This is a genomic window from Nocardiopsis nanhaiensis, from assembly GCF_054778635.1.
Genome location: NZ_BAAGZJ010000119.1, coordinates 1 through 19509 on the forward strand (window position 1 = coordinate 1; position 19509 = coordinate 19509).

The following is a 19509-nucleotide window of genomic DNA, read 5'->3' on the forward strand; positions in this document are numbered from 1 at the left end:
CCGCCCCCGGGCCGGGCGCGCCCGCGCCCACGCCGCCGTGGCCCGGCTCCGTGCCCTGCGGGGACCGGATGCCCGGGCGGGTGCGGTGCAACGGCTGGACTGGGTCACCGGAGAGGCCTTCGACGCGATGCTCGGCCGGGATCTGATGGAGGTGATCGGTCCGGTCTTCGCCGGCATCGTCACCAGCATGGCTCCGGCGGCCCTGCTCGACGGCGTCGCCGCCAAGGAGGAGGCCGACACCGTCCTGGGCGGACTGCCGCACAACGTCACCACCGAGATGGACCTGGCCCTGTGGCGGATCGCCGAGCGCGCCCGCTCCCACGGCGAACTGTTCACCCGCACGGCACCGGAGGAGCTCTCCACCAGGTACCTGCACGGGGACCTGCCCGACATCGGGCTGGAGTCCTTCCTCTATTCCTACGGGCACCGGGCCGCCGCCGAGGTGGACATCGGTGTGTCCCGATGGCGCGAGGACCCCGCTCCGGTGTTCGGGTCGATCGCCAACTACCTGCTCCTGCAGGACCCGGAACAGGCTCCGGACCGCCGGTTCGAACGGGCCGAGGCCGCCGCCGAGGCCAAGCTCGCCGAGCTCAGTGCCCGGGCCGTGCGGGCCCGCCCGGTGCGCGGGCGGATCGCCGCCTTCCTCATGCGCCGCTCCCGCTCACTCGCGGGTATGCGCGAGTACGCCAAGTTCGCCTGGCTGGTGCCGTTCGCGGAGATGCGCCGCCAGCTGCTTCTGGTCGGCGAGGACCTGGCTTCCCAAGGGCTGCTGACAGAGGCCGGCGACGTCTTCTTCCTGGCCCCGGACGAGATCCGTTCGGCCGTGGTCGGGCGCATCGGGCAACAGGACCTGGTGGCCGAACGCCGCCGCTTCCATCTGCGCGAACTGCGTAGGCGCTCCGTGCCGGGGACGCTGCTGACCGACGGCACCGATGTGGAGGCAACCCTGCCGCCTCCGCCCGCGGTCGAGGGCGGGCTGCCCGGGGCGCCCGCGGCACCGGGCCGGGCCGAGGGACGGGCCCGCGTCGTCCTCGACCCGGTCGGCGCCCGGATCGAACCGGGCGAGATCCTCGTGGCCCCCACCACCGATCCCGGTTGGACGCCGCTGTTCATGACCGCCGCCGGGCTGGTTTCCGAGACCGGTTCGCCGATCGCGCACGGCCCCACGGTCGCCCGCGAGTACGGAATCCCCGCGGTGATCTCCGTTCGGGACGCCACCACGGCGATCCGCACCGGCGACATGCTGAGGATCGACGGCACGGCGGGGACCGTCGTCTTGGTCGACGGTCCGCCCCGGCCCGCCTCCCCCGCTGCCGGATGACCGGCGGGGCCGACCCGGCGCACCCGTCTTGATCTCGGCCGAGTCGGCCCGTGGTGTCCAGCGTGCGGACCCGAGTGGCGGGGAGGACGAAAAGTGCCCCGAATTCAGTGACCAACCCCCAGGATGAGGCGTACAGTTATCCGTTAGGTGAGTCGGGAAGTCTGGTCGACGATCGTTTTCTTCTACCCGAAACCAGGCAACATGTACCGGTTCGCCGCCTCCTCCCAACAGCACGTCTACCGGTCCGGAGCGGTTCGACGCGACATCCACGACTGGTGCTCCAGGCGCATCGCGGCACAGTCCGCTGTGCGCGCGCATCCGGCGATCTCCACCTCGTTGGGGCCCACCCGTGTCTTCAGCGCGGAAGGGGGCCCCGGAACGCCGGTGCTCATCCTTCCCGGAGCCGTGCTCAACACGGCCACCCTCCTGGGCGCTGTGCACGCCTTGGCCGAGGACCGGCCCGTGCTGGCAGCCGACCTTCCGGGATACCCCGGGCTCAGCGACAGCGCCCTCCCCTCCGACCCCCGGTCGGCCGCCTATGGTGCGTGGTTGGACGAGGTCCTCCCCCAAGTCACCAGTCAGCCTGTGATCCTCCTGGGCAGCGGGGCGGGCGCGGTCGCCGTTCTGTGCTCCACGCCCGGCCCGCTCGTCGGCGGGGTCTGTCTGATCAATCCCGCAGGACTGGTCTCGCCGGGTCTGGGGGCCCGGCTCATGGGCGCTTTCCTGCGGTGGAGGCTCCGCCCGCAGGAGACCACCAGCGCATCACTGCTTCGACTCATGGGTGCCGCCCCCGCACCTGATTCCGGTGACGACGTACTCGTGGAGTGGTTGACCCTGGTAGGACGTTCCTGCCATGTCCACACACTCCTGCCTGCCCGCCCCCTGCAGTCGGAGGTCTACCACCGTTGGGCCGACGTTCCGACCAGCGTCGCCACTGGCTCTGAGGACCCCTTGTTCTCCCCGTACCTGCTCGACAGCCCGGCCCGGCTCTTCCTGGACACCGGCGTGCAGACTCTGCAGGGCGCCGGGCACCTCGCGCTGCACGACAGGCCCGACCAGATCCGAGAGCTCTTGCGCGGCTTCCCAGCCACCGTGGCATAGGGCCCGCCCCGGCCGACGGCCGGGCATCCACGCCCCGTCGAACAAGCCCGCAGGAGTACCCCGGCGCTGCCGTGCACTGATGCTTCAGGGTTCGACTACGCTGCACCCGGCGCACCGCGGCCCCCCACCGACGCCGAAGCGGCGCGCCATCCGTTCCATCGAGAAATGACCTCTGATCATGCGTGAATCCGCGCGGACCCGCGGTATCGGCCTCCGCCGTCTGATCCGACGTTCCGTTCCGGGTACCGGACACCGATTTCCCCCTCTGCGGCGGTGGTCGGCCCGACGGCCCGCCAAGGAGGCCCGGTCATGGCACAAGCCCGCCAGGGTGTTCCTCTTACTCTTCCTGACAGTGGACCTGATCGGCACCGGACTGCTGATGACGTCGTGGGCCACGACGTCAGGCGGGGGTCTGGACTTCACCTCGGCCCTGTTCACCGCCACCACCTCGTTGGCCGTGTGCGGGCTCAGCGTCGTCTCCATCGGCGACGACCTCAGCGGTTGGGGCCAGGGGATCGTCCTGGGGCTGATGCAGGTCGGAGGCATGGGGATCATGACGCTGGCCGCGTTGCTGGGAACCGCGGTCATCCACCGTTTCGGCCTACGAATGCAGCTCAGCGTGCAGGCCGAGACGCCCAGCCTGTGGATCGGTGACGTGCGCGGGGTCGTCAGCAGGGTCCTGATCATCTTCGCGGTCGTCCAGAGCTCCGTGTTCGTCCTGATCACCCCGCGGCTGTGGCTGGGCTACGACCTGGGTTTCGGCGAGGCGGCCTACGTCGGCCTGTTCCACTCGGTCTCGGCCTTCAACAACGCCGGCCTGTCCCTCTACGACGACAGCCTCACCGGCTTCTCCGGCGACGCCCTCGTGCTCCTGCCGGTCGCCGTCGCCGTCATCCTCGGCGGGATCGGCTTCCCCGTCCTGATCGAGCTGCGCCGCCACATCCGCACACCGCACAAGTGGAGCCTGCACACCAAGATCACGATCACGACCACCGTCCTGCTCTTCTTCGCCGGGGCGGCCCTCATCACCCTGATGGAGTGGAACAACCCCGCCACGCTGGGGCAACTGGACTGGTGGGCCAGGGTCACCGATGGCGTCTTCCACGGAGTGATGCCGCGCAGCGGGGGCCTGAACGTCGTCGAGACGGGGCAGATGGAGGACTCCACCCTGCTGCTGACGATCATGCTCATGTTCGTCGGCAACGGCAGCGCGGGGACGGCCGGAGGCATCAAGGTCGCCACGCTCGCGGTGCTCTTCCTGGTGGTCCTGGCCGAGGTCCGGGCCCACGACAAGGTCCACGTCTACGGACGGCAGCTGCCGTCCGAGGTGATCCGCCAGGCCCTGAGCCTGGTGTTCCTCTCCGCGACGATCGTCGCCGTCAGCACGGTGCTGCTCGTACACACCACACCGTTCAGCGTCATCCAGGTGCTGTTCGAGACCGTCTCCGCTTTCGCGGTCGTCGGCCTGTCCACCGGCATCACGGGCGATCTGCCCCAGTGGTCCCAGATCCTGCTGGCGGTGCTCATGGTGGCCGGGAGGATCGGCCCCATCACTTTCGTCACCGCGTTGGCCTTCCGGGAACGCGACCGCCGCTACGAACTCGCCGAAGCCCGACCGATCATCGGTTGAGACCCCGCAGAACGGAGAAGGTAGGCACCATGCCGCTCAGAAAAGGGAACCTGGACAAGCGCGCCCTGGTCGTCGGACTCGGCCGCTTCGGCAGCTCCCTCTGCCTGGAACTCGTCAAGCGCGGCTGGGAAGTACTCGGGGTGGACACGAACCCGCGGCTGGTCCAGACCTACACCGAACAGCTCACCCACACCGTCATCGCCGACGCCACCGACGAAGAGGCCCTGCGCCACGTGGGCGCCCACCAGTTCCACCGGGCGGTGGTGGCCATCGGCGACCACTTGGAGGAGAGCATCCTGGCCACCTCCCTCCTGGTCGACCTCGGGGTGCAGGACATCTGGGCCAAGGCCATGAACCGCCGCCACGGACGGATCCTGGAACAGATCGGCGCCCACCACGTGGTGCTGCCCGAGCACGACATGGGAGAGCGCGTCGCGCACCTGTTGTCCGGACGCATGCTCGACTACGTGGAGTTCGAGGAAGGGTTCTCGCTGGGCACGACCAAGGCTCCACGGGAGCTGATCGGCAAGCCGCTCGGAGAGACGAAGGTCCGGCAGAAGTACGGGGTCACGGTGGTGTCGGTCAAGCGCAGGGGGAAGACCTTCACCTACGCGACGCAGGAAACAAGCCTGCGCACGGGTGACGTGATCGTCGTGGCCGGTCGGACCGACGACGTGGAACGGTTCGCCGAGTCGACGCCCTGAGCGCGCCCGCGCGGCCGTGGCCGCACGTCCGTCCGCGGGTTTCCCGTTGCCGCCGCGCCCTCCCTCTTCTCCGGGTTCTCACTGTCCCCCGCCTGGCCGTGGGGACGCCCGTCGGCGCGCTGCCCCTCTCTTGACGCTGTACAAGGAAGCCCTCCGCGAATAATGTTAGCAAGTAACGTGTTACCAACTAACATCAACCGGCTCGGGGAACATGGCGCACTGGCGTGAGCAGAAGCGGGAACTCACCAGGAACGCACTGCGTGAGGCGGCGTTCCAGCTGTTCGCCGAGCACGGATACGACGACACGACCGTCGCGCGGATCGCGGCCCAGGCGGGTGTATCGCACATGACGTTCTTCCGTTACTTCCCCTCCAAAGAGGACGTGGTCCTGCGGGACGACTACGACCCGATGCTCGAGGAACTGGTTCGTTCCCAGCCCCAGGAGAAGCCTCCGCTGCGCCGTGTGCGCGACGCGGTCATGAGCGCGGTACCCGCCGTGTACGCGCGGGAGCGGGAGGCCCTGCTGCTGCGCTCCCGGCTGATGCTGAGCACACCGGCCCTGCGCTCCCGCATGGGAGAGAGCCTGCGCGGGTCCCAGACCGCTTTCGAGAGGGGGCTCAGCGCCCCCTCCGAGGCCGAGGCACCGCCGCTGGCGACCCGTGCCGTCGCCTCCGCCGGTGTCGCGGCCCTCACCACCGCCATCACCGTCTGGGTCGAGGGAGGCGGCGAGGCGGACCTGCCCGCGCTCATGGACGAGGCATTCGACGCCCTCGAACCCCCTGGAGCCCCCGATGAGTGAGAACACCGACGACGACGTCATCTCCGTGACGGACCTGCGCGTGCGCTACCGCGGCGCGGGAGGGGACGCGGTGCGGCAGATGGACTTCTCCGTAGGAGCGGGAGAGGTCTTCGGATTCCTCGGCCCATCGGGGGCGGGAAAGTCCACGGTCCAGCACGTACTGACCCGGCTGCTGCGCGGCTACGGCGGCAGTGTGCGCGTACTCGGCCGCCCGCTTCCGGAGTGGGGCAGGGACTACTACGAGCGGATCGGGGTCGGGTTCGAGCTGCCCGCCGAGTTCACCCGGCTGACGGCGCGGGAGAACCTGGAGGCGTTCGCCTCCCTCTACCGCGGCCCCGTAGCGGACCCCGCCGGGCTGCTGGACCTCGTCGACCTGGCAGGGGCCGCGGACCAGCGGCTGAGCACCTTCTCCAAGGGGATGAGGATGCGCCTCAGCCTGGCACGGGCACTGCTCAACCGCCCCCGGCTACTCTTCCTCGACGAACCCACCTCGGGCCAGGACCCCGTGCGCGCGGCGCGACTGCGCGAGGTCGTCCGTGCCGAGGCGGACCGGGGCACTACCGTTTTCCTGACCACCCACGACATGCACACCGCCGAGCACCTGTGCGACCGCCTCGCCTTCGTCGTCGACGGGCGAATCGCCGCCGTCGACTCCCCGCACGGTTTCCGCCGCCGCTACGGCCGACCCGGTGTCGTGGCCGAGTACACGGCCGGGGGCCAGCCCCGTCGGCGCACCTTCGGCCTCGCGGACCTGGGGGCCGGAGGTGAGCTGTCGGACCTGGTCGCCTCGGGCGCGGTCACGACCCTGCACACCCGTGAGGCCACACTCGACGACGTCTTCGCTGCGGTCACGGAGGTCCGGCTGTGAACCGCCTCACCGGAACGCTCGCGCTGGAGGCGAAACTGGTGTGGCGCTACGGCGTCGTGGCGGTCGCCGCCGTCCTGACCGTGCTCTGGACCGGGCTGCTGCTGGCCCTGCCCGCGTCGGGGGCGCAGGCACTGGTCCCCTACCTCCTGTTCCTCGACACGGCCGGGTTCGGGGCGCTGTTCGCCGTCGGCCTACTCATGTTCGAGCGGGTCGAGGGCACCGGCGCCGCCAAGGCGGTCACCCCCGTCAGCCCCGCAGAGGCCGTGCTCATCCGTGTGGGGGTCCTGACTCTGCCGACCGTGGCCATGGCGGTGCCCATGGTGGCGGTGACCGTGCCTTACGGGCAAGTCCTGGGTGCGCTCGGATACTCCGCGGCCGGGGTCGCGCTCACATCGGTCCTGCTGGTGGCCGCGTGCCTGGGGCTGGGTGCGCGCACCCGTACGTTCCAGGGCGCCCTGATCGCCACCGCCCCGGCCCTCGCTCCGCTCATCACGATCCCTCTGCTGCACCTGTCCGGCGTGGTCCAGAGCCCGCTCCTGTGGGCCGTTCCCACCACGGCGGGCGCCGAGCTGATCAGCCGCGGTCTGACCGGTCAGGCGGGGACGCCGGAGGGTCTCGGTGAGCCGATCGCGATCCTGTACGCGGTGGGGTGTGCGGCTGCCTTCTGCTGGTGGGCGGCCCGGCCCGCCACCGAAGTCGCGACGGTTCCGCGCGGCCCCGGAGCCGAGTCCGCGGAGGCCGGTCCAGTGGACGCCGACGGCCGTCCGCCTCGGAGCACCGTGCTCCAACCTGCTCGGGCACGCGGGCGCCGCCTCGCAGTGCCCAGGCGCTGGGGCCACCCCCTCTGGGGCCTGGTCCGGTACGAACTCGTCGGTGTGCGGCGTGACCCGCTGCTCTTGGCCGTCGCCCTGGCTCCCCTCCCCTTGGCGCTGGCACTGCGGTGGGCCTATCCGGTGCTCGCCGAGTTCCTGCGGTCCACCTACGGCTTCGACCCCGCCGCGCACACCACCGCTGTGTTCGGTGCCCTGGTACTGCTGCACATCCCGGTGATGGTCGGTACCGTGGTCGCGCTTCGCGTGACCGAGGACGTCGACGACCGCACCCTGCTGGTGCTGCGTGTCTCGCCGCTGTCGCTCACCGCCTACTTCGGATTCCGCACGGGGACGGCTGTCCTTCTCGCCCTCGTCGGACTGGCGATCGCCGTCCCCGTGTCGGGCCTGGCCCCGGCCGTGTCTCCGGGCCTGGTCACGGCCGTGGTGTTGGCCGCACTGTTCGCGCCCATGGTGGTACTGGCCACCGCGGCGTTCGCGGGCAACAAGGTCGAGGCCCTGGTCGTGGTCAAGGGCGTGGGGGCCGTGTCGGTGCTGGCACCGGTGCTGCTCTGGGTTCTGCCCGCGCCCTGGTGGTCTCCACTGCTCGTGCTGCCGCCCACGTGGTCGCTGATGGCGTTGCCCGGGTACCCGGGCGACGCCGTCCCCTTCCCGGTGATCCTGCTCAGCGGGTCGGTGGTCGCGGTGGCCGCAGCCCTGGTCCTGGTCCGGCGGATACGGTCGCGCCTGCTCACGTAGGGAACACGGCCGACCCCGGGTACCTACCCGCGTGCTGCGCCGCCCCGGACAGCTCGACCGCCTCCTCCGAAGGGGATGTTGCATAAGCTGAGCTTCGATCCCGCACGGGCTCTCATCCGCACCTGCCGCGAACGGAAGACCTCCGTGTCCCACAAACCCCTCACCATCGCCATCACCGGAGCCAACTCCGGGATCGGGCTCCGCGCGGCCGAACAGCTGGCGGCCAAAGGGCACAGCGTCCACGCCCTGTGCCGGGACACGGCCCGGGGCGAAGCCGCCCTCGAACGCGTCAACAGCCGTGCGACCGTTCCGGCCCGGCTGGTCGTCACCGATCTCGCCGACCCCGCGTCCGTCCGGTCCGCGGCGGCGGAACTCACCGGCGAGCTGGACCACCTGGACGTCCTGATCCACAACGCCGCCGTCTTCGACCAGACGATGCGCGAACCCCGGTTCACCGCCGACGGGCACGAACTCTTCTGGGCCACGAACCACTTGGGACCACACCGGCTCACCGCCGCGCTCAGCCCGCTCATGGCCGCAGCACCGGCACCGCGCCTGGTCACGGTCGCCAGCAAGGGCCTCGTCACGATGCCCTGGATCAGGATCCGCTTCGACGAACTCGACTCGCCCCGCTGGTACAGCCCGACCAAGGCCTACTACCACGCGAAGCTGGCCCAGGTCATGCTGAGCCTGCGTCTCGCCCAGCACGCACGGGGCGCGGTCGACGTGGTCTGCCTGCGGGTTCCGGCCGTACGGCTCGACGCCGACAGGGTGGCCGCGATGCCCCCGCTGCTCCGTGCGCTGTACGCACCGAAGAACCGGGCCGCGCTCCCTCCGGAACAGATGGCCCGGGCCTACGCCCGCGTAGCCACCCGCCCGGATCCCTGGAACGACCCCGCCGACGCGGGGGCCGGCGGCCGGAGCGCCCTGCGGGGGGTCTACCTCGACGAACGGTGCCGACCCGTGTCAGCACCGTCGTTCGCCTACGGCTACGAGGCCCGCGAGCGCCTGTGGCAGGTCACCCAGGAGGAGACCGGACACCCGGAGTGGGCCTGGTGAGAGCCGGTGCGGCCCTGGACGGGACCAGCACCCCTGACCGGGCAGAACCGCCTCCTCGTGTGTCGGCGACGCACCGGTCCCGGGCGGGGACCGGGACCGGACAGTCCTTATACGTCCCAGGTGACCGGGAGGCTCTTGACCCCGTAGACGTCCGCGGCCTCCGGGCGCAGGCGGACCTCCTCGTCCGGAACGGCCAGGCGCAGCGTGGGGAAGCGCTCGAACAGTGCGGGGAGCGCGACCCCCATCTCGACTCGGGCCAACTGCTGCCCCAAACACAGGTGGATGCCGTGGCCGAAGGCCAGGTGCCCGCCGTCCTGCCTGCGGATGTCGAGCGCGTGCGGGTCGGGGAAGCGCTCGGGGTCACGGTTGGCGGTGCTGTAGGACAGGATCACCACCGTGCCGGCCTCGATGGTCTGACCGCCGAGCTCGACGTCATCCAGGGCCGTGCGCATGAACGTCTTGGCGACGCTCAGGTACCGCAGTAGCTCCTCCACCGCCCCGTCGGCGAGTCCGGGGTCGGCGCGCAGCGCGGCCAGCTGCGCCGGGTTGCGCAGCAGCGCGAAGGTGCCCAGTGCCAGCATGTTCGCGGTGGTGTCGAACCCGGCCCCGAGCAGGATCAGGGCCATGCCCCTCAGCTCCTCGTCGGTCAGGTCGCTGTCGGTGAGGTCGCTGAGCACGTCGTCGGTGGGGTTCGCCCGCTTGGTGACCACGAGCTCGGCGAGGTACTCCTGGGTCGCGGTGACGGCCGCGATCAGGTCCTCGTCGCTGGTCTCCCCGTCCATCAACGACTCGATGTTCTCCTGGAAGGAGCCCCGGTCCTCGTAGGGCACCCCCAGCAGCTCGCAGATCATGATGGCGGGGACGGGCTTGGCGAAGGCCGTCACCAGGTCCGTTGGCGGCCCGGCGTCCTCCATGGCGTCCAGGCGCTCGGCGGTGATCTGCTCGACGCGCTCGGTGAGCTTGCGCATCCGCCGGGCGGTGAACTTGCCCACTAACGGTTTCCGGTAGCGGTTGTGCTGCGGATCGTCCATGAGGAGGAACTCGCCGGGCGGCACCGGAGGTATCTCCATTCCGGTGATGTCGATGGTCGGGTGGAGCATGAGGTCCTTGCGTGAGCTGAACCGCGGGTCGGCCAGGACCGAACGGACCAGTTCGTAACCGGTGACCAGCCAGCCGGGCTTGCCGCCGGGGAAGACGTACCGGCTGATGGGTCCGTGCGCACGCGCGTCGACCAGCTCCGGTGGCGGGTCGAAGGGGCAGCCGGTCCGGCGTTCGGCGGGCATCGTCGTGAGGATGTGCAGAGGTGCACTCATGGTCGTTCCTTGTCTCGCGGTGATGGTTGTTCGGTCGGCTGCGACCTAGGCCGCGGGGTCACGGTTGTACAGCTTCTTCGCCCACAGGTAGGAGGCCAGGGCGATGGCGAGGCACCAGGCGATGGCCTGCACTCCGCTGCTTCCGATCTCGGTGCCCGTCAGCAGGCCGCGCAGGGTCTCGATGACGGGGGTGAAGGGCTGGTACTCGGCGAACCACCGAACCCCCGCGGGCAGGGTCTCGGTGGGCACGAAGCCGCTGCCCAGGAAGGGCAGGAAGATTAGCGGCAACGGCAGGTTGCTGGCCGATTCGACGGTCTTGGCGACCAGGCCCAGCGCCACCGACAGCCACGTAAGTGCGAACGAGACCAGCGCCAGCAGACCGACTGCCGCCATCCACTCCGCCGGGCCCGCACTGGGCCGGAACCCGATCAGCACCGCCACGGCGGTGACCACGGCCACGGTCAGCATGGCCTGGATGAGGCTCCCGACCACGTGCCCGGTCAGGACCGAGACCCGGGCGATCGCCATGGTGCGGAACCGGGCGACGATGCCCTCGGTCATGTCCATGGCCACCGAGATGGCCGTACCTTGGGCCGCGCTGGCCACCGTGATCAGCATGATCCCGGGAGCGATGTAGTTGGCGTAGTCGGCTCGGTTTCCCGCGGCCCCCTCAGCACCCATCGCACCGCCGAAGACGTACACGAACAGCAGGAGGAAGACGACGGGCATGCCCATGAGGGTCAGCGTCATGGAGGGGTAGCGCTGCATGTGCCGCAACTGGCGCGCCACCATCGTGGCCGAGTCGCCCAGGGCGTGGGTGAGAGTGGTCATCGGTTCGCCTTCCGTGCGTTGTCGTCAGCCCTCCGGCTCCCCGTGAGCGCGAGAAAGACGTCGTCGAGTGCCGGGGTCTGCACCGACAGCTCCTCGGGATGGATCGCCTCGGTGTCGAGGCGTTCCAGCAGTTCGCGCAGGGAGGCGACCCCTCCGTTTCCGGGCACCTTGAGCGCCAGGACATCGGTGTCGGCCTCACCGCCCAGCGCCCGGGCCGCCGACTCCAACGCCTCGGCCTCGGTGAAGCGCAGCCGGACGTGGCCGCCGGGGACGCGGCGCTTGAGCTCGGCGGCGGTGCCCTGGGCCACGATCGCGCCGTGGTCCAGGACCGCGATCCGGTCGGCGAGCTGGTCGGCCTCCTCCAGGTACTGCGTGGTGAGGAATACGGTGACGCCGTCGTCCACGAGGTCGCGGATGGTCTGCCACATGTCCCGGCGGCTGCGGGGGTCCAGCCCGGTGGTGGGCTCGTCGAGGAAGATCAGCCGCGGCTCGCCCACCAGGGTCATCGCCAGGTCGAGCCGTCGGCGCATGCCCCCGGAGTAGGTGGCCGCGGTCTTGCCCGCCGCGTCGACGAGGTCGAACCGCTCCAGCAGTTCGGTGGCGCGCCGGTTCGCGTCGGCCTGGCCCAGGCGGTTCAGCTTCGCCATGAGCATCAGGTTCTCGTGCCCGGTGAGCAGGCCGTCCACCGCCGAGTACTGACCGGTGACGCCGATCGCGGTGCGCACCGCTTCGGGCTCGGTGGCCACGTCGTGCCCGAGGACCCTGGCCTGGCCGCCGTCGGCGCCGATCAGGGTGGACAGGATCTTCACGACGGTGGACTTGCCGGCCCCGTTGGGGCCCAGCAGTGAGAACACGGTTCCCGAGGGGATGTCCAGGTCGACGCCGTCCAGGACGACGTGGTCGCCGTAGGACTTGCGCAGCCCGTTGGCCGCGATGGCCGCCCCGGGGTTGTGCTGGGTCATGTCTTTCTCCTTTCGCTCCGGGTTGCTATCAGGCCCGGTGGACCAGGACGTCGCCCCAGACGCTGCGGGCCCGTACTTCGACGGTCTGTTCGTCGGAATCGGGGCTGTCGGCGGCTTCCAAGGAGCTGCGCACGGCGCCCTTGGTGGAGGCCGCGTCCAGCCAGGCGGCGGTGCCCTCGCTGACGCCGAGCTCCACTTCGCCGTAGGAGGTCTCCACGCTGACGATGCCCTCCGCCACCTGGCCGAGCCGGATGCTGCCGTGGGTGGCACGCGCGGTGACCGAGCCCAAGGCGCGGTCGGCGGTGATGTCTCCGAGCGCGGAATTGGCCCGCAGCTCGCCGGTCACCTGGCCGAGGGTGATGGCGCCACTGGTGGACTTGACCACGGCGGAACCGTCGATCTCGTCCGCCCGGATCGAGCCGTGGCCCGTGATGAGTTTGGTGTTGCCCGTGATGCGGCCCACCGTGATGTTGCCGTGGGAGACGGAGACCTCGGAGGCTCCCAGGCTCCCCTCACAGCGGATGCTGCCGAACCCGCACTCGGCGTGGACGCGCGAGCCCGCGGGCAGTTCGACGGTGATGTCGACCATGCTTTTACGCCCGATCATGCGGCCCAGGACGGAGGGCTGGGGGTCGCGGACTTCGAGACGGCCGCTGGCGTAGTCGACCTCGACCAGTTCCGCGACGCGTACGTCACTGTCCTTGTGCTCGACGCGCGGGCGGACCTCGACGGTGGTCTCGGCGCGGTTCCCGGCGATGAGCTGGAGGGTGCCGGAGACCACGGTGATGTCGGCGGTGATGGGTTCGGGGGTGTCGAAGGCGGGCACGGCTGTCTCCCTGGCGTTGCGGTGGTGGTCGCCTCCGCTGGTGGGAGACGCGGTGGTGTCGTTCGGGGTCCGGCCCCGGTCAGCGGACCCAGCCGGTGTAGCCGCGCCCGACCTGGCGGCTGGCGCGCGGTTCGGTCCGGCGGTCCCGGGAGTCGAGCGCCTCGGCCACGGCCCGGACCAGCCAGGCGTTGACCGACTGCCCCTCGGCCCGGGCCGCCTCCTCCACCCGTGGCTTGAGGTGGTCGGGCAGCCTCAGCGTGATCCGCGAGGTGCCCCCGTCCTCACCTTCGAGGAGCAGCGGAGCGACGTCACTCTGACGCCGGTCGGGCGTCAACGAATCGCCCTCGTAGGACTCATCGGACGGAGGTGGCGTGACGACGAACTCGGTCCGCTCTCCCCGGAGCCGGATCTCCACCGATCCGGGCGCGAGGTCCCGGGTGATCTCGTCCGCTGCGGCCGACAGGGCGTCCAGCAAGGTCAGGCGCGATGCGGGCGCCAAGGCCGCACTGAGGCGCTCAGCGACGGCCCGAGTGTCCTCGTCCCCGGCTTCGGCCGCCACCAGGAGCTGGCGGCGTAGTTCGTCGACGTACGGCATGAGTTCCATGAAGTCATGATGACGTCATTCGTGACGTCACGTCAAGCCCCTTGATGGTAATTGGCGCCCGAGGCACAGAATCCGGGGTTGAGTCCTAACTCCGGACGAGGAGAGTCCGGTGGCGCTGCCAGTGCCGCCCGCGGACCCAAGGTTTGGCGGCGCGGTTCGTCCCGGCCTGTTGACAGGCCCTGGCCTCCGCCTTAAATTCAGCAGTGACTGAAATGACCATCGGAGATGAATATGTCTGTCGACGAGCGCGCCCGACTCCTGGACTGGGTTGACCGCATCGCCACCCACCTGACCGCGGTAGACGGCATGCCGCCGATCACCGGCCGCGTGTTGGGCTGGCTCATGGTCTGCGACCCCGTCGAGCAGTCGGCCGGACAGATCGCGGAGGCGATCGGGGCGAGCCGGGGGTCGATGACCCCCAACCTCCGGCAGCTCACCAGCGTGGGCTTCGTGGAACGGATCAACCGCCCCGGCTCACGGACCACCTACTACCGTTTGGTCGACAACGCCTGGCAGGTGGTGGTCGAACAGCAGGTAGCGGCGTTGCAGTCCTTCCGGGCGCTCACGGCCGAAGGGATCGACATGCTCGGGTCCGGGAGCGAACGGTCGCGGCGCGTACGCCAGGCCGACCAGGTCATACACCGGCTCCAGGACCTGTTGGGCGATGTCGTGTCCATGGGCGGGGTGGATGGCGAAGCCTGCACACCGGCACCCCGCTCAATCACCGACTCGCGCGGGGAACACCCGTGAACCGGACTCCGGGGACCGCTCCCGCACGGACGCACGGCACGCCCCGAGGAGCCGCGGTGGTCATCGGCGGCGGTATCGGAGGGCTGGCCACCGCCCTGGCACTGCGCCGGATCGGTTGGACCGCGACCGTGCTGGAGCGGTCGCCCTGCTTCGGTGAGGTCGGAGCGGGCATGTCCCAGTCTCCCAACGCCCTGCGCGCCCTGGACGCCCTCGGGGTGGGTGACCGCGTGCGCGCCGTCGGTGTTCCCTTCTACGGCCCCTTCGAGCTGCGGCTGCCGTCTGGGCGGCGGCTGGTGACGGCACCCCACGGAAGCACGTCCCCCCTACTCGGCTTCCACCGTTCGGACCTGCACCGTGTTCTCCTCGAATCGGTCCCGGCCACATGGCTGCGTACCGGGGCGGAGGTGACCGGGCTGCGGCCGGAGCCGGGAGGCGCCGTGGTCGAGCTCATGGACCGAGAGCTGCGGGCCGACCTGGTGATCGGGGCCGACGGCGCGAACAGCATCGTAAGGCGCGCCCTGTGGCCCGACGCGGACCCCCCCCGGTTCACCGGAGGCACGGTCTGGCGGGGGACCGCCCGCGCGCCACTGGAGCGGGGTTTCATGGTGATGGGGCGCGGCTCCTACGCACTCGCCATGCCCGTGGCCAGGGGCCGGGTCTACTGGGCACTGGTCTGCCGTTCCGAGCACCCCGGCACCCGTCACGACAACGAACGCGCCGAAGTACTGCGCAGGATCGCTTCCTGGCCAGGTGATCTGCGCGATCTGGTGGTGGCCACCCCGGCTTCGGACGTGCTCCACCACGACGTGTTCGACCTCGCCCCTCTGGACCACTTCGCGAACGGGAGGGTCGCGCTGCTGGGTGACGCAGCACACCTGATGTGCCCGGACCTGGCCCAGGGGGCCGGTCAGGCGCTGGAGGACGCGGTGGTGCTGGCGTCTTCGCTCGCCGTCTCGGACGGGGTGGAGGAAGGGCTGGCGCGCTACGACTCCGAGCGCCGCCCACGCTCTCAGTGGGTGGCCGCGCAGGCTCGTAGGAGCGCCGCTCAGAACCTCTCTCCGAGCTGGTCCGGCCACGCCGCGATGGCGGCCGTGACGTCACTGGTGCCGTCGTCTCACTGGCCCCGATGGGCCGAGCGGGCATTGTCCCGGTTGTGGGGTTGGGAGCCGCCCGAACCTCCGGCTCCGGAACCGAACACCGGAGCACCGCCGGAGCAGGAGTAAGTCAGTGCCCGGCCCCGGGACACAAGTCATCACACCCCCTCGGTGGAGCGCGCAGGAGGCCCCTGGTCTACGAGCCCCTGACCGCGCTTGACGGAGGCGACAGCCCTGTCACCGGCCGCTTGTGGGCGTCCTCGACCGGCTCGCCGCCGTGGATCGGCTGTACGCGGTGCACCGGTACCCGGGGACTCCTGCCAAGGGTTCCTTCGAGGCCCTGGCGCCCCGACTTTCTGGCGCGCCCCCATAGTGCTCCCGCCCCCGCCGGGGGAAGCTGAGGGCTTCGGAAGACGAACGCACCCTGAGGAGGGTGGAATGGCACGTCAGGTGATGCGCTGGGCCAGCGCCGTGGCTGTTGCCGTCATCGCGGGACCCGCGATGACCGCGGCCTCGGCCGCGGACACCGGTTCTGACCGGGACCCGGGCAGCAGCCCGGGCAACGGTTGGCAACTGGTCCACGAGGAAGGCTTCGAAGAGGTCGCGCAGTACGACGACACCGGATGGTTCCCCGACAAGGACGGCCCGTCAAGCCCCTACGACGTGGACGGCTACGACAACGACGGCGACTACTTCCGCACCATCGGCGGCCCGGCCTTCGACGAGCACCTGGACGGCATCGACCTGCACCGGCGCTCGTTCTCCTTCGGCGACGACGGCTGGCTCACGGCCGAACTCGCCAAGCGCGGAGACTCCGACGGCAACGAACCCGCCTTCTCCAGCGACGAGGTTCCCGGCTCCGGGCCTGCCGGACTGTTCGAGAATCCCTCCCACGACGGGGGCGTCGTCCTGCGCTCCACCGACGAACTCCCCGAGGAGTACCGGGTCGAGGTCACGCTGAAGACGATCGACTTCGGCGGCCAGCGGGACGGCGAATGGGACTACGACGGCAAGGTGAACGGCTACGAGCCCTCCGACTGCAAGACCAACTTCCCCTGGGGCGCGTCAGGTGACTTCACCCCGCCGGAGTGCGAGTGGCACGACGTGACCACCGACTCCAACGGCTTCTACTTCCTGTCGATCATGGACTACGAGCAGCCCGCACCGCGCAACAACGTGTTCATCCACAACCACCGCAAGGTCGTCATGGACGGCTACAACCGCTACGAGTTCACCGGCGACGGCCTACGCTACTGCGACGCCGACTCCGGCGAGCTCCAGCCCTACGAATGGGCCAGCGGCAACGGCGTGAACATGCTCTTCATGACCGACGAGCGGCGCTACGAGGACCAGCCCGGCACCGAGTACGTCATGGACAGCGAGTGCGGCACCGAAGTCGGCGGCGGCATCGTCAGCCAGGCCGACCTCGTCCCCGAGGCCATGCCCGACCGGGACTACGTCTTCGCCGTCGAGCGCCGCGACGGCCACTACGTCATGGAGGTCTCCGGCGAATTCCGGCACATCGGAGAGCACACCCTCCGCTACGAGCGCCCCTTCGACGACGGCGATCACCCCGTCTGGCACTACAACCAGACCGCCGACGAGTACTCCGGTGAACACAACACCGACTGGACCTACCCCTCCCCCAACGGCACCTACGTCGACGAGGACGTCTGGCCGGACGGCTCCGCCTACCCCGACTACTTCCTCATCGGCCAACCCCACATGAACTTCTACGAAGGCAGCGCACACATCGACGACCTGCGACTCTACGTCCCGGGGGATTGACCCCGCCCCGGGGTGGAGAACCGGTCAGGCTGCAGGTCACCTCGGGGCCGGGGTGGTCCGTAGCCTTCGCCCGCTCCGCGCGCACCTCCTCGGCCTGGATGGCCTTCCTGCTCACCGGGTAGAGCGCGGGAAGCGACAGGGGGCCGAACCGGCACCGCAACGGGTCGCGGCCGGCGGGTCCCGCACGTTCGAGTCCGCCGGTACCGCGACAACCAGTGGGCCGCCCGGCGACGCACCGCAGGCGGGACGCAGCCCTTCATCCGCGAGCGCGAGGACTGCGGCACCGGCCTCGCCTTACGCCGCGGTTGTCCAAGGGCACACATTGGTCACTCCGGTTTCACCGCGGTGGTCAACAGGCCCGTCGCCGGCTGCCGTACCCCTCGGGCATCCGTGTGCTCGGCCAGTGCACGCACCACGGCGGCCCGTGCCTGCTGCCGACCCTCCTCGTCGACGTCGCGGAACCAGTGCCGGATCGGCCCCATGCTGAACAGGAACGTCGTCGCTTCCTCCGCGTCACGCCCGAGGTACATCTCGGCGCGGGAGGGTACCGGTCGGACATCGACGAACCCGGCTGCCGACAGCACCTCGGTGACGCCCTCCGGGGTGGAGAGCGTGGCGGCTCCCGTGGTGTCGTCGTCGACCGACAGGCTCGGCGTGTCCGGGACGTGTTCCCACATGATCCCGAAGATGTCCGGGAAGCCACCGCGTTCCGGCGCCTCCCGGGAAGGAGTGGCGATGGCGAGCCGACCGCTGCCGCGGAGCGCGGAGGCGATATTGGTGAACGCGGCGACGGGGTCGCTGAAGTACCACACCCCGCCACGACTGATGGCGACGTCGTACGACGCGCGCGGGAACGGGTGGACCTGCGCGTCGCCCTGTTCGAACCGAACGTTCGCTATCGCCTTCTCCTCAGCCGTCACGCGGGCCCGGGCCAACATCGGTCCCGACAGATCGATACCGTGCGCGTGACCGTCCGATGCCCACGTCGCCGCACGCCGGGTCGTAAGTCCGTTGCCACATCCGATGTCCAGCACCCGATCCGCGGGTTGGATGTCCGCCGCTTGGAAAAGCGCCCGGTTCCCGCTGCCGACCATGGCGTCGTAGCGTTCATGATTGTCGGCCCAGTGCTGGCCCTCGTACCCGTTCCAGGCCTCGTACTGGTGTGTGTTGACGATCTCGGGCGACATGCGTTCCCCTTTGCCTTGGCGTGCCCTGCTCGCTGTGACCACCGGCTCACCGCTGCCGTCGGTGTGCTCCACTCCCGCCGGGTGAACCGGACCCGGTAGTGCGATCCACCGGAGCCACACGGGTCGAACCTAGGCGGCCCGCCCCCGGACGCGCGTCCCCCGCAGGGCGGCACTGTCGGCTACTCCAGCGGACGTAGTGCTGCTCCGGGAACCCCCGCTGTGCGCAGGCGCCGAAGTAGCCCGGGACCGGATGCCGGCAGGGCCGCGAACGGAGAAGGTGGGGGGAATCCCGGCCGTGCGCCTACCGACCGAGGCCGGGCCCGTTTCGGCCGCGGAAGTGGAGTGATGTGTGATGTTGCTGGTGGAGCTCTATGTGCCCAAGGGCGTTCTTAGCCCGCAACGGCGCGAGCAGCTCGCACACCGACTCGTCGAGTTCATGGACGAGGACGAGCATTCCCCGACGGTTCTCGAGGATGCGCGGGCCCTCACCCAGGTCATGCTGCTGGAGCCCGAGACGTGGATCGCCGGCGATCGGACTGTGGGCCGTCAGAACACGCGGTACATCGCACGGGTCAGTGTGCCGGCGCCGTGGGTGAAGCAGGTGCGCGGGGAGTTGGTCCGGCGCTTCACCCGGATCATCTTCGACGCGGCGAAGGAGGCCGCTCCCGACGACCAGCCACGGATCTGGGTAGAGGTCCGCGGCGTCCGTGACGGTAGTTGGGGGATGGACGGACGGACGTTGTCGACACCGGAGATCGAGCGGTTGGTCACCCGGCGTCGACGTGCGGAGGTCCGAGGGCGGGGCCCTGTTCCAGGACCACGCCCGGGAACGGTGCACGATCCGGTCTGCGACATGGTTGTCGAGATGGACGACGGCGCGGTAACCCTGGTGCACGACGGCGAGGTCTACGGCTACTGCACGAAAAGCTGCCGCAGGATCCACGTCGAGGAGTTGGGCACGCAGACCTCAAGACCGTGTAGTTAGCGCTCCGGGCCCGATGTCAAGTCCGTAACACCACACCCCTGCACCCATGACAAAACAACGGGACCTCCGATAGAAGCAGGAAATCGACCAAGATCCACCTGCACCCGGAGGCCCCGTTG

18 protein-coding genes are annotated in these 19509 nt (G+C 70.0%); 12 read left to right on the forward strand and 6 right to left on the reverse strand.

The annotated features are described in order from the left end of the window. The 8 genes from ACYVD1_RS32550 to ACYVD1_RS32585 form a co-directional block, all read left to right on the forward strand. Window positions 1-1321: PEP-utilizing enzyme (locus ACYVD1_RS32550; RefSeq protein ID WP_460778290.1), on the forward strand; the 1321-nt coding region annotated here is incomplete at its 5' end. A gap of 147 nt (window positions 1322-1468) precedes the next feature. After that, window positions 1469-2422 (forward strand): alpha/beta fold hydrolase, encoded by a 954-nt coding sequence (locus tag ACYVD1_RS32555; protein ID WP_460778291.1) that lies wholly within the window; start codon window positions 1469-1471, stop codon window positions 2420-2422. A 178-nt stretch (window positions 2423-2600) separates the two neighbouring features. Next, window positions 2601-4052 (forward strand): TrkH family potassium uptake protein, encoded by a 1452-nt coding sequence (locus tag ACYVD1_RS32560; protein ID WP_460778292.1) that lies wholly within the window; start codon window positions 2601-2603, stop codon window positions 4050-4052. Between the two features lie 29 nt (window positions 4053-4081). Then, the gene (locus ACYVD1_RS32565; RefSeq protein ID WP_460778293.1) at window positions 4082-4756 is read left to right on the forward strand and encodes a potassium channel family protein; all 675 of its coding nucleotides are present in this window, start codon (window positions 4082-4084) and stop codon (window positions 4754-4756) included. Between the two features lie 211 nt (window positions 4757-4967). After that, window positions 4968-5555: a TetR family transcriptional regulator gene (locus ACYVD1_RS32570; protein WP_460778294.1), complete on the forward strand. Its 588-nt coding sequence runs from the start codon at window positions 4968-4970 to the stop codon at window positions 5553-5555. Further along, the gene (locus tag ACYVD1_RS32575; protein WP_460778295.1) at window positions 5548-6423 is read left to right on the forward strand and encodes an ABC transporter ATP-binding protein; all 876 of its coding nucleotides are present in this window, start codon (window positions 5548-5550) and stop codon (window positions 6421-6423) included. Before ACYVD1_RS32570 ends, ACYVD1_RS32575 begins: the two co-directional genes overlap by 8 nt. Next, window positions 6420-7991, forward strand: a complete 1572-nt coding sequence (locus tag ACYVD1_RS32580) for a fluoroquinolone export ABC transporter permease subunit (RefSeq protein ID WP_460778296.1) — start codon at window positions 6420-6422, stop codon at window positions 7989-7991. The genes ACYVD1_RS32575 and ACYVD1_RS32580 overlap by 4 nt, the downstream gene beginning before the upstream one ends. A gap of 144 nt (window positions 7992-8135) precedes the next feature. After that, the gene (locus tag ACYVD1_RS32585; RefSeq protein ID WP_460778297.1) at window positions 8136-9050 is read left to right on the forward strand and encodes an SDR family NAD(P)-dependent oxidoreductase; all 915 of its coding nucleotides are present in this window, start codon (window positions 8136-8138) and stop codon (window positions 9048-9050) included. Window positions 9051-9157: 107 nt separating this feature from the next. Here the strand turns inward: ACYVD1_RS32585 and ACYVD1_RS32590 are convergent, their stop codons facing one another. The 5 genes from ACYVD1_RS32590 to ACYVD1_RS32610 all read right to left on the reverse strand — a co-directional run bounded on the left by ACYVD1_RS32590 (window position 9158) and on the right by ACYVD1_RS32610 (window position 13586). Further along, the gene (locus tag ACYVD1_RS32590) at window positions 9158-10363 is read right to left on the reverse strand and encodes a cytochrome P450 (RefSeq protein WP_460778298.1); all 1206 of its coding nucleotides are present in this window, start codon (window positions 10361-10363) and stop codon (window positions 9158-9160) included. 45 nt (window positions 10364-10408) lie between these two features. Continuing rightward, complete coding sequence (locus ACYVD1_RS32595) at window positions 10409-11194, reverse strand: ABC transporter permease (protein WP_460778299.1); 786 nt, start codon at window positions 11192-11194, stop codon at window positions 10409-10411. Further along, window positions 11191-12156: an ATP-binding cassette domain-containing protein gene (locus ACYVD1_RS32600; RefSeq protein ID WP_460778300.1), complete on the reverse strand. Its 966-nt coding sequence runs from the start codon at window positions 12154-12156 to the stop codon at window positions 11191-11193. Before ACYVD1_RS32600 ends, ACYVD1_RS32595 begins: the two co-directional genes overlap by 4 nt. Before the next feature lie 28 nt (window positions 12157-12184). Then, on the reverse strand, window positions 12185-12982 hold the full coding sequence (locus ACYVD1_RS32605; RefSeq protein ID WP_460778301.1) for a DUF4097 family beta strand repeat-containing protein: 798 nt from the start codon (window positions 12980-12982) through the stop codon (window positions 12185-12187). Between the two features lie 79 nt (window positions 12983-13061). After that, entirely contained in the window at window positions 13062-13586 is a 525-nt protein-coding gene (locus tag ACYVD1_RS32610; protein WP_460778302.1) for a histidine kinase, read from the reverse strand. Window positions 13587-13817: 231 nt separating this feature from the next. Here ACYVD1_RS32610 and ACYVD1_RS32615 point away from each other — a divergent pair, with 231 nt between their 5' ends. The 3 genes from ACYVD1_RS32615 (at window position 13818) to ACYVD1_RS32625 (ending at window position 17218) form a co-directional block, all read left to right on the forward strand. Further along, window positions 13818-14336, forward strand: a complete 519-nt coding sequence (locus tag ACYVD1_RS32615) for a GbsR/MarR family transcriptional regulator (protein WP_460778303.1) — start codon at window positions 13818-13820, stop codon at window positions 14334-14336. After that, window positions 14333-15559 carry an FAD-dependent monooxygenase gene (locus tag ACYVD1_RS32620; protein WP_460778304.1) on the forward strand — a complete coding sequence of 409 codons (1227 nt, stop codon included), beginning with the start codon at window positions 14333-14335 and terminating at the stop codon, window positions 15557-15559. Before ACYVD1_RS32615 ends, ACYVD1_RS32620 begins: the two co-directional genes overlap by 4 nt. 309 nt (window positions 15560-15868) lie before the next feature. After that, window positions 15869-17218: a hypothetical protein gene (locus ACYVD1_RS32625; protein ID WP_460778305.1), complete on the forward strand. Its 1350-nt coding sequence runs from the start codon at window positions 15869-15871 to the stop codon at window positions 17216-17218. A 326-nt stretch (window positions 17219-17544) separates the two neighbouring features. Here the strand turns inward: ACYVD1_RS32625 and ACYVD1_RS32630 are convergent, their stop codons facing one another. Then, window positions 17545-18405, reverse strand: coding sequence for a class I SAM-dependent methyltransferase (locus ACYVD1_RS32630; protein ID WP_460778306.1), 861 nt, complete (start codon window positions 18403-18405; stop codon window positions 17545-17547). Between the two features lie 352 nt (window positions 18406-18757). On the opposite strand from ACYVD1_RS32630, the gene ACYVD1_RS32635 reads away from it, so the two are divergent. Further along, entirely contained in the window at window positions 18758-19390 is a 633-nt protein-coding gene (locus tag ACYVD1_RS32635) for a hypothetical protein (RefSeq protein WP_460778307.1), read from the forward strand. The last annotated feature ends 119 nt before the right edge of the window (window positions 19391-19509 follow it).

Coding starts and splice junctions, on each gene's coding strand:
- ACYVD1_RS32560 (WP_460778292.1), top strand. CDS start 2,601: ATGCGTGAATCCGCGCGGACCCGCGGTATCGGCCTCCGCCGTCTGATC.
- ACYVD1_RS32565 (WP_460778293.1), top strand. CDS start 4,082: ATGCCGCTCAGAAAAGGGAACCTGGACAAGCGCGCCCTGGTCGTCGGA.
- ACYVD1_RS32570 (WP_460778294.1), top strand. CDS start 4,968: ATGGCGCACTGGCGTGAGCAGAAGCGGGAACTCACCAGGAACGCACTG.
- ACYVD1_RS32575 (WP_460778295.1), top strand. CDS start 5,548: ATGAGTGAGAACACCGACGACGACGTCATCTCCGTGACGGACCTGCGC.
- ACYVD1_RS32590 (WP_460778298.1), bottom strand. CDS start 10,363: ATGAGTGCACCTCTGCACATCCTCACGACGATGCCCGCCGAACGCCGG.
- ACYVD1_RS32595 (WP_460778299.1), bottom strand. CDS start 11,194: ATGACCACTCTCACCCACGCCCTGGGCGACTCGGCCACGATGGTGGCG.
- ACYVD1_RS32600 (WP_460778300.1), bottom strand. CDS start 12,156: ATGACCCAGCACAACCCCGGGGCGGCCATCGCGGCCAACGGGCTGCGC.
- ACYVD1_RS32610 (WP_460778302.1), bottom strand. CDS start 13,586: ATGGAACTCATGCCGTACGTCGACGAACTACGCCGCCAGCTCCTGGTG.
- ACYVD1_RS32615 (WP_460778303.1), top strand. CDS start 13,818: ATGTCTGTCGACGAGCGCGCCCGACTCCTGGACTGGGTTGACCGCATC.
- ACYVD1_RS32625 (WP_460778305.1), top strand. CDS start 15,869: ATGGCACGTCAGGTGATGCGCTGGGCCAGCGCCGTGGCTGTTGCCGTC.
- ACYVD1_RS32630 (WP_460778306.1), bottom strand. CDS start 18,405: ATGTCGCCCGAGATCGTCAACACACACCAGTACGAGGCCTGGAACGGG.
- ACYVD1_RS32635 (WP_460778307.1), top strand. CDS start 18,758: ATGTTGCTGGTGGAGCTCTATGTGCCCAAGGGCGTTCTTAGCCCGCAA.